This is a genomic window from Paraburkholderia sp. D1E, from assembly GCF_052682275.1.
In genome coordinates this window covers 653458-667593 of the sequence record NZ_JBQYMB010000001.1, presented here as the reverse complement: position 1 = coordinate 667593, position 14136 = coordinate 653458, and the positions used below count along the sequence as shown (strand labels likewise).

13 protein-coding genes and 3 pseudogenes are annotated in these 14136 nt (G+C 59.2%); 10 read left to right on the top strand and 6 right to left on the bottom strand.

The window, feature by feature from the left end:
- Nucleotides 1–351 precede the first annotated feature (351 nt).
- Nucleotides 352–681, top strand: a complete 330-nt coding sequence (locus ACUN0E_RS03115) for a hypothetical protein (protein ID WP_445565615.1) — start codon at nt 352–354, stop codon at nt 679–681.
- A 341-nt stretch (nt 682–1022) separates the two neighbouring features.
- Here the strand turns inward: ACUN0E_RS03115 and ACUN0E_RS03110 are convergent.
- Nucleotides 1023–1340: pseudogene (locus tag ACUN0E_RS03110) on the bottom strand (IS6 family transposase); the annotation flags it as partial.
- Between ACUN0E_RS03110 and ACUN0E_RS03105 the strand changes: the two are divergent.
- The 3 genes and pseudogenes from ACUN0E_RS03105 to ACUN0E_RS03095 all read left to right on the top strand — a co-directional run.
- Nucleotides 1325–1564, top strand: a pseudogene (locus ACUN0E_RS03105) (IS6 family transposase); the annotation flags it as partial. The pseudogenes ACUN0E_RS03110 and ACUN0E_RS03105 sit on opposite strands and share 16 nt — an antisense overlap.
- Before the next feature lie 59 nt (nt 1565–1623).
- Nucleotides 1624–1968 (top strand): annotated as a pseudogene (locus ACUN0E_RS03100) (DDE-type integrase/transposase/recombinase); the annotation flags it as partial.
- A gap of 391 nt (nt 1969–2359) precedes the next feature.
- Nucleotides 2360–3094 (top strand): IS6 family transposase, encoded by a 735-nt coding sequence (locus tag ACUN0E_RS03095; RefSeq protein ID WP_445565614.1) that lies wholly within the window; start codon nt 2360–2362, stop codon nt 3092–3094.
- 327 nt (nt 3095–3421) lie between these two features.
- On the opposite strand, the gene ACUN0E_RS03090 is transcribed toward ACUN0E_RS03095, so the two are convergent.
- The 5 genes from ACUN0E_RS03090 to ACUN0E_RS03070 all read right to left on the bottom strand — a co-directional run bounded on the left by ACUN0E_RS03090 (nt 3422) and on the right by ACUN0E_RS03070 (nt 7487).
- Nucleotides 3422–4195, bottom strand: coding sequence for a transporter substrate-binding domain-containing protein (locus tag ACUN0E_RS03090; RefSeq protein ID WP_445565613.1), 774 nt, complete (start codon nt 4193–4195; stop codon nt 3422–3424).
- Nucleotides 4196–4263: 68 nt separating this feature from the next.
- Nucleotides 4264–5049, bottom strand: coding sequence for an SDR family oxidoreductase (locus ACUN0E_RS03085; protein ID WP_445565612.1), 786 nt, complete (start codon nt 5047–5049; stop codon nt 4264–4266).
- Nucleotides 5050–5095: 46 nt separating this feature from the next.
- A complete protein-coding gene (locus ACUN0E_RS03080; protein ID WP_445565611.1) occupies nt 5096–5410 on the bottom strand; it encodes a non-heme iron oxygenase ferredoxin subunit in 315 nt (104 codons plus the stop codon).
- A gap of 37 nt (nt 5411–5447) precedes the next feature.
- Nucleotides 5448–6449, bottom strand: coding sequence for a 2Fe-2S iron-sulfur cluster-binding protein (locus ACUN0E_RS03075; RefSeq protein ID WP_445565610.1), 1002 nt, complete (start codon nt 6447–6449; stop codon nt 5448–5450).
- Between the two features lie 120 nt (nt 6450–6569).
- Nucleotides 6570–7487, bottom strand: coding sequence for a LysR family transcriptional regulator (locus ACUN0E_RS03070; protein WP_445565609.1), 918 nt, complete (start codon nt 7485–7487; stop codon nt 6570–6572).
- 141 nt (nt 7488–7628) lie between these two features.
- Between ACUN0E_RS03070 and ACUN0E_RS03065 the strand changes: the two genes are divergently transcribed.
- From ACUN0E_RS03065 to ACUN0E_RS03040, 6 genes are all read left to right on the top strand, one after another.
- Nucleotides 7629–8891 (top strand): aromatic ring-hydroxylating oxygenase subunit alpha, encoded by a 1263-nt coding sequence (locus tag ACUN0E_RS03065; RefSeq protein ID WP_445565608.1) that lies wholly within the window; start codon nt 7629–7631, stop codon nt 8889–8891.
- A gap of 4 nt (nt 8892–8895) precedes the next feature.
- Nucleotides 8896–9378, top strand: a complete 483-nt coding sequence (locus tag ACUN0E_RS03060; RefSeq protein ID WP_445565607.1) for an aromatic-ring-hydroxylating dioxygenase subunit beta — start codon at nt 8896–8898, stop codon at nt 9376–9378.
- 28 nt (nt 9379–9406) lie between these two features.
- Nucleotides 9407–10432: an aldo/keto reductase gene (locus tag ACUN0E_RS03055; RefSeq protein ID WP_445565606.1), complete on the top strand. Its 1026-nt coding sequence runs from the start codon at nt 9407–9409 to the stop codon at nt 10430–10432.
- A gap of 77 nt (nt 10433–10509) precedes the next feature.
- Nucleotides 10510–11334 carry an alpha/beta fold hydrolase gene (locus tag ACUN0E_RS03050; RefSeq protein WP_445565605.1) on the top strand — a complete coding sequence of 275 codons (825 nt, stop codon included), beginning with the start codon at nt 10510–10512 and terminating at the stop codon, nt 11332–11334.
- A 113-nt stretch (nt 11335–11447) separates the two neighbouring features.
- Nucleotides 11448–12848 (top strand): MFS transporter, encoded by a 1401-nt coding sequence (locus ACUN0E_RS03045; protein ID WP_445565604.1) that lies wholly within the window; start codon nt 11448–11450, stop codon nt 12846–12848.
- Between the two features lie 163 nt (nt 12849–13011).
- The gene (locus ACUN0E_RS03040) at nt 13012–14091 is read left to right on the top strand and encodes a porin (RefSeq protein ID WP_445565603.1); all 1080 of its coding nucleotides are present in this window, start codon (nt 13012–13014) and stop codon (nt 14089–14091) included.
- Nucleotides 14092–14136: the final 45 nt, after the last annotated feature.

Genomic DNA, 14136 nt, shown 5'->3' with positions numbered 1-14136 from the left:
GTTCTACTCGCGTTTGCAGAAGGGAGTGAGCCCCGTTCATCGACCAACGGATTTGTTGACGTTTCGTGAGTCGTGGATTTATCAGATGGATTCATGACCGATTCGGCCGACGCAGACTGCACTATCCGCTGCACCGGCGTGGAGACCGTAGAACAGTGGCAAAGATTCGATTTCAAGATTGAGCGATGCGATCAGTGTACGTAGGGGGGCGATCGATCACACCATGCTCGCTGCGACGCACATCGTTTCAGTGCGGATAAAAACACGGGGCACGGTGATTGCTGGACTTGTGGTCAAGCAGGCGGCGATCGTCTGCGTCTATATTCCAGTCCAACCCAGGAGGGACAGATCATGAGCAAGGCAACCAGCACATTAATCGCGGCCCTCGCCGCACTCACGTTGTCGGGCGGCGCTTATGCACAGACGGCCGGAGGCTCAAACGGCAGCGGCACGGCCGGCAGCACGGCTAGCCCGGCGAACCAGACGAACCAGGTGAACGGTGCAACGGGCGGCTATGGTACGCCAGGCGCCACCAAATCGGACAGCGGCATGGCCACCAGATCGCCGAACTCGGGTCTGCCGAATGGCACGAACAGCAGTTCGACGTCTGGCACCAGCGCTCCCAAGAGTAACAACACGCTCGCGACCCCGAGCGTAGTGTCACCGGCCGCCGGCCAATAGGCGCTGGTAAGGATGACAACTAGCCGCGAATAGACGCAAGCGCAAAGCGAACAAGCGCTTCAGTAGCATGGGGCGCAAGCGTAATTGCGACCGGCGCCCCAGTTTCGCGGCTAGCAGCGGCTTAGTTAATACGCTCGAAGGATGACCGCTTCGAGGAAGATCGAAGGACCGCAATGGGTCGCACACCACCGACTGCCGTTAGGCAATAGCGGGCCAATTCCGGCCTTCTTTCGACGTTACTAATCGAATCTTCAACAACGCAAAGAGTCAGGCCGAATGCTTCGCTTGGCACTATCAACTTGCCGAGAGTGGGACGGCACTACGGCAGATGTGCCGATTGGTCAGAAGACAGTCGACGGATTTTGGGCGAGTTCGGCGAATTCGCGCCATGCAACGAACCGGGCTGCGAGTTGTTTGCGATAAAGTGAGGCGCGTAGCAGGTGCCGCTTCAGTGCGAAATCTTGCCGGATCGGTCCGAAGCGTGAGAGGAATTCTTGCGTGCGTTTCGGGTCGCGAAAGCCACGCATGCGACGCTCGCGTTCGCGTGTCGGTTGGTGGCTGTTCTCCGCGCGGTTGTTCAGGCGGGCGGCCGCTTTAACGAACACATGCTTCACATTCACCAAAGCTGGAATTTCGGCCTTTGCGGCCGGATAACTGCGCCGAGAACAGTCACCAGCCAACCCGTAGGCGCGAACGCCAGATGTGCGGTTTTCGCGACGCCCGTCGCACGCAGGCGTTTCTCTCATGCTTCGGCCCGATTCGGCAGCACTTCGCGTTGCCCAGACATCAGATGAACGCGGCATGTCATCGCGCCATACTAATAGAACGCCTCGCCACATGGCATGGTTGGACTTTATCAGCCGCAATCGAGACAGCAATCTGATCAGGATAACTACGCATGCGCAGCACATTTTGCCTACAGACGCCAACTTGACAACGCTGGCTGCAGCGCAGTGCTACTTTGAAAAATCGATCGACCATAACGGCGAACCCGAGACGGTCACGATCGACAAGAGTGGGGCGAATCTGGCCGCGCTCGAGGCCCTCAACGCCGGGCGCGACACGCCGATCAAGATCCGCCAGAACAAGTATCTGAATAACATCGTGGAACAGGACCACCGGGCTATCAAGCGACGTACCCGGCCGATGCTTGGGTTCAAGACCTTTCGATGTGCCCGTATTTTGCTGGGCGGTATCGAGCTCATGCACATGATTGCGAAAGGGCAGATGCAAAACAGCAGTAGCGGTCAGACTCCCGCTGAGCAGTTCTACTCGTTATCAAAATAAGCATCCCTTATTATTTCGATATTTCTCTGCTCACCGTTCTTAATGCGACAGAACCGAATCTTGGCAGACCCGTTTCCTGAAGTTGACAATGCCCGAGCGTCACGTCGCTCGGCGGCATCGTGCCCCGCCCATTTTAGGCAGGTCAGGCGCAAGCAGTCCATGCCCGCGCTTTTCCATCAGAGGGCGAAGACTATCGAAGCACCAACCACCATGCCGACCGCCGTGTATCGTCATAAAAATTGTTATTTTTCCTCGGGGGTTGAACCGTCTCTCTAGCTGGTTCAAGCGCTTGGATGCTGGCAAGCTGCTTTTTGTATGCCTTTTCGGCTTCGGTCACTATCGCCGCGAAGGGCGCTGTCACGTCGGCGGGGTGTTCGCGTAACATGAAGCGATGACGAAAACTAGATCGCTTTATCACGGCCACCGGTTCCCGGCGACGATCATCAGCCATGCGGTGCGGTGGTACTTTCGGTTCCAGCTCAGCTTGCGCGACATTGAAGAGTTGCTGTTCGAGCGCGGCGTGACGGTCAGCTACGAAACGATTCGCCGCTGGTGCGAGAAGTTCGGCGCGGGCTTTGCCAATCGGGTGAAAGCGGCGCGCCGCAAGCCGGGTAGCACGTGGCACCTCGACGAGATGTTCGTCACCCTGCGTGGCGAGCCTTACCTGCTTTGGCGTGCAGTCGACGAGCATGGCGTCGAACTCGACATCCTGCTGCAAACGCGGCGCGACAAGGCCGCCGCCAAACGTTTCTTCAAGCGGGTGCTGCGCTCGAACCCGGTGCCACGCAAGATCGTCACCGATCAATTGCGTAGCTATCCGGCGGCGAAAGCCGACATCCCGGAGCTGGTCGGCGTGAAGCATGTGTTCGTCAAGGCTGCGGCCCGTGTCAACAACCGTGCGGAGAACAGCCATCAGCCCACGCGGGAGCGCGAGCGACGCATGCGAGGCTTTCGCGACCCGAAGCGCACGCAGGCCTTCCTGTCGAGCTTCGGTCCGATCCGGCAGCACTTCGCACTGAAACGACATCTGCTGCGCGCCTCTCTCTATCGCAAACGCCTCGCGGCCCGGTTCGTCGCATGGCGCGAATTTACCAATGTCACCCAAGCTCCGTCGAATACTTTCTGAGCCACAGTGCCTTATGCATCAACATCGACGAAGTCCCGCAAGTTGACAGTGCCCCGCGAAGGCAGACCCGTATCAATGAAATTTGCTCACGGGCATATGATTTTCTTACTTGTACATGCCGCCTCGCTTCGACGAAGAAAGTCGAAGTGAGCGGTAACGTTGCCGCCCAAGCTTGACCGGGCGTCGCAGCACCTTCTGCTGCAATGCTAGCCGCGACGAAAAGGGTGGTAGCTGACGTTGGCATCGGCCTCTGGCAATCCAAGTGGACGTCGAAAGCCGACTTTCTGTTTTGTCGTGGCCCTTTGCTACATCCAGCCGAACGATTACTTACGTCCTCGTATTCTTACAATGCACCGGGGCAACCGAAGCTCCGGCAATTCCGTGCCGCGTCAGCGATGAGCTAACGAATCCAGATGCCTTCATGTTTTCGACAAAGCGCTGCAGGGCAGAAGCAGTCGCATCGCCGCGACTTCTCGCCACACCCATCGCCTGTCGGATCACCATGAAGCGCTCATTGAGCAGCCGCAGTCCTGTAGCTATGCTCGCGTCGGCTTCGAGTTGTTGCTTGACCCCCGCCGCAACTTCCAGACCCTGTTCGAGGAAGATTTTCACGACAGCCGGTGAGGTAGGCGCACGTACGATTTGCGCAGCCTTTAACTCGCGCGTGAGAAAAAGGTCATATGCGCTGCCTTTTCCGACGGTGACCCGGTTGTGCACCTGATCGACGTCACGATTGCTTCTCACGGGCGAGTCTGCGCGCACAAGATAGAACCCTTCGATCAGCACATAGGGCGGGGTGAATGCGATCTTTTCGGCACGCAGGGGATCGACGGCGAAGAACCCGACGTCGGCCCGTTCGTCGCTGACTGCCTCGACGGATTGGCCGGCCGCGTCGAATACGAGCAGTTCCAGTTCGAGCGAGAGCCGTTCGGCAAGCGCGCGCGCCAGGTCGACCGATACGCCTACGGGCTCACCTGAGAGGGGATCCTGCTTCGCGAGGATTGGATTGCCGAGATTGATGGATGCACGTAGCTTCCCTTTCGGCGCAAAGGCACGTTGCAGCACGGGCAGGGATTCGGTTCCTGACGAAGGGGTGGACATATTGGGCGATGTGAGGTTGGGGGCTTTGCGCGGATTCGGCCATCCTGGCGCGCGCGTCGGGTTGAAAGTCAGATGGCGCGGGTCTCGCCGCCATCGATGTCTAAAATAGCACCTTGTGCAAAGGATGCGGCAGACGATGCCATGAATGCGACTGCCAGGCCAATCTCGTCGGGTGAGCCGAAACGGTTGATGCCGCATTCATTGAGCAGCCGGGCGCTGGCCTCCTCAGGCGCGATATCCGAGGCTTGCGCGATGCGTTGAATGTTGCGTTCGAGGCGATCCGTCTTGATTCGCCCGGGATTGACTGCGCAGACGCGGACGCCATCGCGTTTGCCGAGATCGGCCATTGCTTTCGTGAAGTTCATCAACCCGGCATTGACGGCGCCGCCAATCGTGAACTCGCCGATGCCGGTCCACGCGCCGACTCCGACGATGTTGACGGTCGTGCCGTTGGTTTTCGCGAGATGTGGCCATGCCGCTCGCGTCATGCGCACGTAACCATGCAGCTTGAGCGCAAGACCGTCCTGCCAGTCGTCGTCGGTCAACTCGAAGAAATCACCGCGCCGGGTCGCGCCCGCATTGTTCACGAGCAGATCGAGCTGTTCGAACCGCCCGATGGTTTGCTGGAGCACGGCTGAGGCCGACGAGCCCTCGCGCAAGTCGCAGGCGAGCGGCAGCACGGTAACGCCGTAACGGCGACGCAGGTCGTCGGCAGTCTCTTCAAGCTTTGCGGCATCACGCGCGACGAGCACCAGTCTCATGCCTTCCTGGGCGAGTTGGCGGGCAACGCCGGCACCTATGCCGCGGTTGGCGCCTGTGACGATCGCGACCTTGTGTTCGAGGTTCAGTTCCAAGCGTGTCTCCCATGCAGCATTCTTGTGTTGGTGGGACGGTCGCCGTTCAATCGACCTGAACGAATACCCGCGCATCGACGACCTTGACCGGAAACGAGCGAACATCTTCAGTCAGTGGCGCGCACATTGCCTTGCCAGTGCGGACGTCAAAACGTCCTTGATGCAAGGGGCACTCGATTTCGTTGCCTTCAAGAAAACCATCGCAAAGGCGCGCATGTCCGTGCGTGCAGATGTTGTCGGTTGCGAACACCTCGCCATCAATCGAATACAGCGCGATTTCGCGTGCACCGGCCGTGACGGCGATGACATCGTTGGCGGGCAGATCGGCTTGCGCCGCGACATCAATCCAGTCTTCTGTCATGGGGGATGCCTCCTGATTAAAAGTATGAGGTGTCATGTCACGCTGGCTGTGAAACGACCTGTGGTTGCGTAAAGAATGCGTCGGCGTAGATGCGGCCGGCGTCCAGTCCTTGGGCGACAAGCGCAGTCGTTACCGCCGCGACCATCGGGGGTGAACCGCAGACATATCCACGAAAATGCTGCAATGCATGGTTGTCGGGCCAATCGGCGGCGATTGCATCGGGAACGAGTCCGGCACGGTGTCCAGCATGCACAGATCCGCTTGCGACGACGATCTGTACGTGAAGATTCGGATATCGCTGATGCAGTTCGGCGAGCGTCGGTGCGCCGTACAGATCCGCTTCCGAGCGCACCCCAAAGTACAGATGAACCGGCTTGCGATTGCCGGATTCTAGCGTTGCCCGCACGATGGATTGAACCGGGGCAAGCCCCGTGCCGCCGCCGACGCAAATGATCGGACCATCATGCTTGCGGCGCAGATACGAGGTACCGAGCGGGCCGCTGATACGCGCGGTATCGCCCCGCCGGAGCGTGCGTGCGACGTGCCCGCTCACCGCGCCACCCGGCACGATGCGGATATGAAATTCGAGCAGATCATCGCCTTCGACGGACGCCATCGAATAGGGGCGTTCGAGTCCCCGCCCGAACTGCACCGTCGCGAACTGGCCTGGTGAAAACGACAGCGGCCGATTGGTGCGAAAGCGCACAATGCGCACGTCGTGCGCAGGGGCCTCGACAGAGTCGACCGTGCCCTTCAGAACGCGCGCTGGGTGCACGACGATTTCATCCGGCTCGGGGATTTCGATTGTGCAATTCTCCGTCAGCGTGGCCTGACAGGCGAGCACGGCATCCGTCGAGCAGTCGGCGCGATCGCCGCCCACCTCGATCGATCCGTCGATAATCTTGCAGCGGCAGGTGCCGCAGCGGCCCGCAGAGCAGCTATACGAGATCGGGACGGCTGCCCGCCGCAGAGTGTCTAGAAGATTGTCACCGACCCCGAAGTCGATCGACTGGCCGATGGGTTGCACAAGCAACTGCATGAGTGTCTCCGCCTCAAGATCTGATTTGTGCCGATCTTAAGGTGATGGCAGTCACGCAGGAACCCCATACCAGCAATGAACGATATTTCCCGGCTGAATATGTGCGGCGAAGCCGCTATGTCAAGGCGTGGGGACCGTCATGGCGGAAGGAAGGCGGGGTGCCGCTTCGCGGAACGTGTCAAACAGCAGGCTGCGTAGCCACTGGTTGGCCGGATCGCGGTGATATTTTGCCGACCAGAAGACGTTGAGCGGAATCGGTTCCAGTTTGATGGGCAGCGGCGCCCACGCCAGATCGAACGGAACGATGCTGCGGTTGACGAGCCGTCCCGGCAGGGTGGCGATCAGGTCGGTCTCACTGAGGATATGACCCACAGCCGCGAAGTGCGGGATGCGCAATCTTACGTTTCTGCGAATGCCCATCCTCTCCAGGTCGTGCTCCGCCAACATGTGTCCGGTATTCGCCGCGATGACGACAAGATGGTCCGCTGCGCAGAATTCCTCGAGAGTAACGTGTCCTTTGTCGAGCGCATGGCCCTTCCGGAAAGTACACACGTACTGGCTGGAAGTCAGGCGCCGCTGGAAGATGCCCGCATTCAGATCAGGTAGCCACCCGACAGCCAGATCGACCGCGCCCGCTTCGAGTTCGTCTTTCAGATTGTCCGCGCCTTTGCGCACGGTGCTAAGCGAGACGTCCGGCGCGATGCGCTCGAGTGCATGCATCAGATTCGACAGAAAGTCGATCTCGCCGATATCCGTCATTGCAATGGTGAAACTGCGATTGCTGGTCGATGGATCAAAATCCATCTCCAGATTGACGACGCCGTGGATCAGCCGCAAGGCTTCGTTGAGTGGGCCTGCAAGTCGTTCGGCGTAAGGCGTGGGCTGCATGCCGCGGCCCGTGCGCAACAGGAGGTCATCGCCCAGCAGGGTGCGCAGCCGGCTAAGAGCGTTGCTCATGCCCGGCTGTGACATTCCGAGATTCTGCGCCGCCTTCGAGACGCTTCGTTCGCTGACGAGTTCGGCGAATACCAGCAGCAAGTTGAGGTCGAGGTCTCGTAATTCCATCAATTTCGTCCTGATATTGCTGCAGATTATATCGTGCATTCGTGGGCGTTTATTGGTCCTTCATGACTTTTCGCTGATCATGTGTCCAGCAAGTACTATTTTTGGAGACAACGCATGAGCATTGAGCCTGTTCCGATTTCGTTCGTCCCGAAATGGAAAGACGAAGGGCCGAGCCGCATCCCGTTTTGGGTTTATACCGATCAAACGGTATATCAGCGCGAACTCGAACTGATCTTCTATGGCAAGCACTGGAACTTCGTCGGCCTTGAAGCCGAACTGCCGAATCCGGGCGATTTCAAGCGTACATGGGTCGGTGAACGTTCGGTGATTTTGGCGCGCAACGATGATGGCTCGGTGAACGCGGTCGAAAATATCTGCGCGCATCGTGGTGCCGCGTTTTGCCGCGAGCGCAGCGGCAACCGCAAGGAATTTCTTTGCCCTTATCACCAATGGACTTATGACCTCAAAGGCAACCTGACCGGCGTGCCGTTCCGTCGTGGCCTGAAGAAAGATGGTGAAGTGCGCGGTGGAATGCCCGCCGATTTCAATCCGGCGAATCACAGCCTGAACAAGCTGAACGTGGCGGTGCGTCACGGCGTGATCTTCGCGTCGTTTGACCACGACGTCGAACCGCTCGAAGACTATCTCGGCCCGGAAATCCTGCCGTACTTTGACCGCACGTTCGACGGCCGCAAGCTGAAGATTCACGGCCACGCTCGCCAGCGCATTCCAGGCAATTGGAAGCTGATGCAGGAGAACATCAAGGATCCGTATCACGTTGGTTTGTTACATACGTGGTTCCTGATGTTCGGCCTGATCCGCGGAGACCAGAAATCGCGCATCGTGATGGACAGGCACGGACGTCACGGTGCGATGGAATCCACGCGTGAAGCGACCGGCAAGGGCGAGGTCAGCGCAGGGCTGCACAGCTTTAAAGAAGATATGCATCTGCACGATGAACGCATCATCGACATCAAGCGCGAGGAATGGTGGAACGGTCCGACTGTCGTGATGCTGACGCTGTTCCCCAATCTGATTGTCCAACAGCAGTCGAACAGCATGTCGGTGCGGCAGATTATTCCGCGCGGCACGGGTGCATTCGATTTCGTCTGGACGCACTTCGGCTTCGAAGACGACGACGCAGATATGGAAACGCGCCGGATGCGGCAAGCCAACATGTTTGGTCCTGCGGGCTACGTATCGGCCGACGACGGCGAAGTGCTCGAGTTCTGCCAGGAGTCATATGAACAGGGCGACAGCGCACGCTCGACGATTGCCGAGCAGGGCGGTCGCGACTGGAGCGGATCGACCCACACGATTACCGAGAACGTGCTGCGCGGCATGTACGCATACTGGCGCAAGCTGATGGAGATCTGACGCGATGCAGTCCCTTGATACAACAAACGTTTATCTGGAAGTGCTCGCGCTGCACAGCGAGTATTCGGCCTGCCTCGATGCGGGCGAATTCGAGCGCTGGCCGGATTTCTTCATCGATCAATGCGACTACCGCATCCAGTCGCGCGAAAACTTCGATGCCAAGCTGCCGCTGTCGATCATGTGGCTCGAAGGCAAGGGCATGATGCTCGACCGTGTGTATGGCGTGCGCGAGACGCTCTATCACGATCCGTATTACCAGCGACACGTCGTGTCGACACCGCGTATCGTCGCGGCGACCGACGAAGAAATTCACACGGAGACGAACTACATTGTGATCCGTACTAAGCGCGATACGTTCTCCGAGCTGTTCAACGTCGGCCGCTATATCGATACGATCCGCCGCACGCCCGATGGATTGAAGTTCAAAGCGCGTACCTGTGTGTTCGATAGCGAGTGGATCCGCAACTCGATTATTTACCCGATTTGACCATTCGATCCGCCACGCAGGAGTGAGCATGCAATTCACAAAAATCGGCAATAGCGGTTTGACCGCATCACGCATTGCACTTGGGATGATGTCGTACGGATCATCGGAATGGCGGCCATGGGTACTCGACGAAGCGCCGTCGCGGTCGCTCTTTCAACGCGCGGTCGAACTGGGCATCAACTACTTCGATACCGCCGACATGTATTCGGCCGGCGAATCGGAAGTGTTGACGGGCAAGTTCGTGCGCGAATTCTGCCGGCGCGACGAAGCGGTGATCGCGACGAAGGTGTTCTATCCGGTCGAGATGGCATTCAAAGGCGGCGCGGTGGGCGGCGCCAAACCGCCGAAGCGTCCGAACGCGGATGGCCTGTCGCGCAAACGCGTCCTGCAGGCCGTCGATGACAGCCTAGCGCGGCTCGGCACTGACTACATCGATCTGTACCAGATCCATCGCTTCGACTACGACACGCCGCTCGAAGAAACGATGGAAGCACTGCACGACGTCGTGAAGGCGGGGAAAGTGCGCTACCTTGGCGCGAGCAGTATGGCAGCGTGGCAGTTCGCGAAAGCACAGCAGATCGCGCGAGAGCATGACTGGACACGCTTCATCAGCATGCAGAACCACTACAACCTCGCGTATCGAGAAGAAGAGCGCGAAATGATCCCGTTGTGCCGCGATCAGGGTATTGCAGTGACTCCATGGAGCCCGCTCGCGCGTGGCTTTCTCGCGGGCAAGCGCGAGTCGGGAAACATCGAGAACAATGTGACGACCCGCGCGAAAACCGACGACGTCGTGCAGAAGTACTACTGCCGTGATAGCGATAAACGCGTGGTCGATGTGCTCAGCGGGTTGGCTGCGCAGAAGGGCATCAGCAACGCGACGCTCGCGTATGCGTGGTTGTTGCACAAAGGCGTGACGGCGCCCGTCGTCGGTGCGACGAAGCTGTTTCATCTCGATCAGGCGGTGGCGGCGCTCGACGTAACGTTGACGAACGAAGAAGCAGCGTCGCTCGAAGCGCCTTACGAGCCGCATCCGGTTATCGGTCACACCTGAGTCACCTGAGTCGGCCCATCGCTTGATGTTCATCCGATCGACCTTCAATTGAACAACCCGTAACTAAGAGAGCCTCAATGGATACCTTGCGTGGCGTCGATTCAGGATACATTCGCGTACGCGACGGCACCCGCATCGCGTACAGCCTTCAAGGCGATGTCGATAGCAACGCGCGGGTCGTATTGCTGCACTCGCTCGGCATGGATCGCAATTTCTGGCAGCCGGTCGTCGCGCAACTTGCGACGCGCGCACACGTGCTAACCGTCGATTGCCGCGGGCATGGCGCATCCGACAAACCGCCTGGGCTGTACACCGTCGAACGGTTTGCGCAGGACGTGCACGAACTGGTCTCCGCTTTCCGTTTCGACGACGTGGTAATCGCGGGTGCGTCGATGGGCGGCTGCGTCGCGTTGCAGTTCGCCGGCACGTGGCCGCGTCTCACGCGCGGCGTCGGACTGTTTGACACGACCGCGTGGTATGGCGAAGCGGCCCTGGAAAACTGGGAAGAGCGCGCGACAAAAGCAGAAACCGGTGGGCTGACACCGATGGTCGAATTCCAGTCGACGCGCTGGTTTAGCGACGCGTTCCGCGCTGCGCATCCGGAGATCGTGCAGCGCTGCATTGATACGTTTTTGCGCAACGACGAGCACGCGTTTGCGTCGACTTGCCGGATGCTCGGCGCGTTTGACGGCCGCCCATTATTGTCGAAGGTGCGTGCGCGATGCAGCGTGCTAGTCGGCGAGCAGGATTACGCGGCGCCGCCGGAGATGGCATGTGCGCTGCACGACGGCATCGCGGGGTCGTCGCTGACAGTGATTCCTCACGCACGTCATCTGACGCCGCTGGAAACGCCAGACATCGTCGTCTCAGAACTGGTGAAGCTGCTCGACAGTAGCGCTTGATTGCCCGCCGAAGGCACACGCGCCAGGAGGATGTGCCAGCCCATAAGATCGGGATGCGTTACGCAATACCCGCGCGCCACGCGCGGCATTCTAAGAAGCAAAGGAGACAATCGATGCAACACCCCGCAGGTAGTCCCGGGCGCGGCACGTCCGATCTAACGCCATTGACCGCACAGGCGCCGTCGGATGCGGAACCATTGCCGGTCTGGTATCGCTCGCTCAACAGGCAGCAATGGAACGCGCTGTTCGCTTCCAATCTCGGCTGGCTGTTCGACGGCTACGAAACCTACACACTCATCCTGACCGTTGGTATCGCGCTGCGTCAGCTGCTCGACCCGGCGATGTACACGCAGATTCCGTTTTATGCCGGTCTCGTGATCGCACTGACGCTGCTCGGCTGGGGCGTCGGTGGCCTGGTCGGCGGGGTGCTGACCGACTATATCGGTCGCAAACGCATGATGATGGTCGCGATCCTCGCGTATTCACTGACCACGGGCCTCAGTGCGTTCGCGTGGAACTGGGAATCGTTCGCGGTGTTGCGTTTTGTCGTCGGACTTGCGATGGGCTCCGAATGGGCCACCGGCACGGCGATGACGGCCGAGCTGTGGCCCGACCGCCATCGCGGCAAGGGCGCGGGGCTGATGCAATGCGGGCTCGGAATGGGTTTTTTCGTGGCGTCGCTGGTGTGGCTGTTCATGAGCCAGTCCGGCGAAATGGCGTGGCGCTACATGTATCTGCTTGGCGTACTGCCTGGACTCGTCACGTTGTGGATGCGCAGGGGTATTCCCGAATCGGAACAGTGGGAACGCGTCAACGACGACCGTCGCAAGATTCGCGCGCGCAAACGCAAGGGCGGCGAATTGTCCGAGCATGAGCAGGTGCTGAGCCGCTTCACGTTGGTCGATCTGTTTTCCGTGCCCGCGCTGCGCCGTCGCACGCTGATCGCCGTAATCATGTCACTGACGACGACGCTCGGATGGTGGGGTATCTCGACGTGGGTGCCACCGTATATTGGCTCGGTAGCCGCGCATGCGGGCCTGTCGGCGGCGCGCTGGGCAAGCTTTGCGGGCATGGCATACAACGTTGGCGCGATCGCTGGTTATATCGGACTCGGTTTTCTCGCCGATGCGTACGGCCGCAAACGCGTGACCTTCACGTTCTTCGCGATGGCCCTCGTGATGACGCCGGTGCTGTTCCTATGGACACACGATATCGGACTGTTGTTGCTGGTGTCGGCGGTGACTGGCATCTTCAGCCTCGGTCAGTACACGTGGATGCCAACATGGCTCCCTGAGCTGTACCCGACGCGCATCCGTGGCACCGCAATTGCGTTCTGTTTCAATGTGCCACGTTTGCTGGCGTGGTCGGGCCCGCTCGTCGCGGGTACGTTGATCGCGCGCTTCGGCGGTTACGGTCACGCGGCCGTGACGGTGGGCTTTATCTACCTCATCGGGCTGTCGCTCACACCTTTCCTGCCGGAAACCAACGGCAAACCTCTGCCAGAAGACGTGTAACGCTCGCTCATGCTGCATCGGCGTGCACCACGGCTGCATGCCAATCCACTCCCTCTCCGCATCGACGCGCAGGCAGGCACGTCGCGGTGTCCTGCGCGCTGATTGCAGCGACTGTGTGTATGTGGAGATACAAGCAAAACAAAAAGTGAGGAGACCGTCAACAATGAGAAAACTGACTCTGGCTATGATTGCGTCGAGTATGCTGGCATCTGGCGCTTATGCGCAAAGCAGCGTCACACTCTACGGCAGCATCGACGAGGGTATCACGTACAACACCAATAATTTGAGTCACGGTACCGCGACTCTCGGTCCCGTTGCCGTTCCTGATTTCTTCGGACTGCGCGGCGCCGAAGATTTGGGCGGTGATCTCAAAGCATTATTCGCGCTGCAAAATGGCTTTAAATCAAACACGGGACAAGGGACGATAGCAGGCGAAGCGTTCAGCCATTTTGCGTGGGTCGGACTCTCGAGTTACCGCTTCGGTGCGCTGACGTTGGGCCGTCAACTCGATCTTGCCGCGGATGCGCTGCGCGTGAATTCGAACGGAAGCGTGCAATATACGTTCTACCTGTTTCATCCGGCGAATCTCGACAATCTGGGAATCATTGGTGATTCGGTCAACAATTCGGTCAAGTACACGACACCGACGTTATATGGATTCACCGCGAGCGCGCTGTATGGTTTTGCCGATACCAGTACACAACCCGGCCGTGTGGTGAGCGCGGATATCGTCTATTCGCAAGGGCCATTGCGTGTATCGGCTGTCTACAGCAGTTGGCGCAATCATGCGATTCCGCTGGTGTCGGGCTTGGGCCTGAGTTCGCTGCTTGGGCAGCCGCTCTCAGCCGGTCAGACCTTCGTCGCGAAGACACAGGATATCTTCGGTCTGTCCGCGCTTTACAAGGCTACGTCGAAGCTCGATCTGCACGGCGTGCTCACCCAGGTGAATCTCTCGACAGAGACACAGTCCACACGGGTGCGCACAGCGGAACTCGGTGCGGACTATCACATCACCGTGGCCAATTCGTTGACGCTGGGGGGCTATCTTTCGTGGCTCGCGGGAACCCGCTACGCCGAATTAGGAATCGGCGATGTTTATGCGCTGTCGAGGCGGACGGTTGTCTATGCTCAAGTTACCTGCCAGCACGCGGATGGGGTCGGCAAGGCCGCGATACCGTTGCTTGCGCCGTCTGACAGCCCCAACCAGACTGCATTTCGGATCGGGATACATCACTTTTTCTGACAGGATGGGGCAAGCGAATGTGATGGGGTATCGCCGCGCTCTTTC

What these genes read in the sequence shown, in the direction of transcription:
- ACUN0E_RS03045 (WP_445565604.1), top strand. Translation starts at nt 11,448, where the DNA reads ATGCAACACCCCGCAGGTAGTCCCGGGCGCGGCACGTCCGATCTAACG.
- ACUN0E_RS03040 (WP_445565603.1), top strand. Translation starts at nt 13,012, where the DNA reads ATGAGAAAACTGACTCTGGCTATGATTGCGTCGAGTATGCTGGCATCT.
- ACUN0E_RS03065 (WP_445565608.1), top strand. Translation starts at nt 7,629, where the DNA reads ATGAGCATTGAGCCTGTTCCGATTTCGTTCGTCCCGAAATGGAAAGAC.
- ACUN0E_RS03090 (WP_445565613.1), bottom strand. Translation starts at nt 4,195, where the DNA reads ATGTCCACCCCTTCGTCAGGAACCGAATCCCTGCCCGTGCTGCAACGT.
- ACUN0E_RS03050 (WP_445565605.1), top strand. Translation starts at nt 10,510, where the DNA reads ATGGATACCTTGCGTGGCGTCGATTCAGGATACATTCGCGTACGCGAC.
- ACUN0E_RS03055 (WP_445565606.1), top strand. Translation starts at nt 9,407, where the DNA reads ATGCAATTCACAAAAATCGGCAATAGCGGTTTGACCGCATCACGCATT.
- ACUN0E_RS03080 (WP_445565611.1), bottom strand. Translation starts at nt 5,410, where the DNA reads ATGACAGAAGACTGGATTGATGTCGCGGCGCAAGCCGATCTGCCCGCC.
- ACUN0E_RS03095 (WP_445565614.1), top strand. Translation starts at nt 2,360, where the DNA reads ATGACGAAAACTAGATCGCTTTATCACGGCCACCGGTTCCCGGCGACG.
- ACUN0E_RS03075 (WP_445565610.1), bottom strand. Translation starts at nt 6,449, where the DNA reads ATGCAGTTGCTTGTGCAACCCATCGGCCAGTCGATCGACTTCGGGGTC.
- ACUN0E_RS03060 (WP_445565607.1), top strand. Translation starts at nt 8,896, where the DNA reads ATGCAGTCCCTTGATACAACAAACGTTTATCTGGAAGTGCTCGCGCTG.
- ACUN0E_RS03115 (WP_445565615.1), top strand. Translation starts at nt 352, where the DNA reads ATGAGCAAGGCAACCAGCACATTAATCGCGGCCCTCGCCGCACTCACG.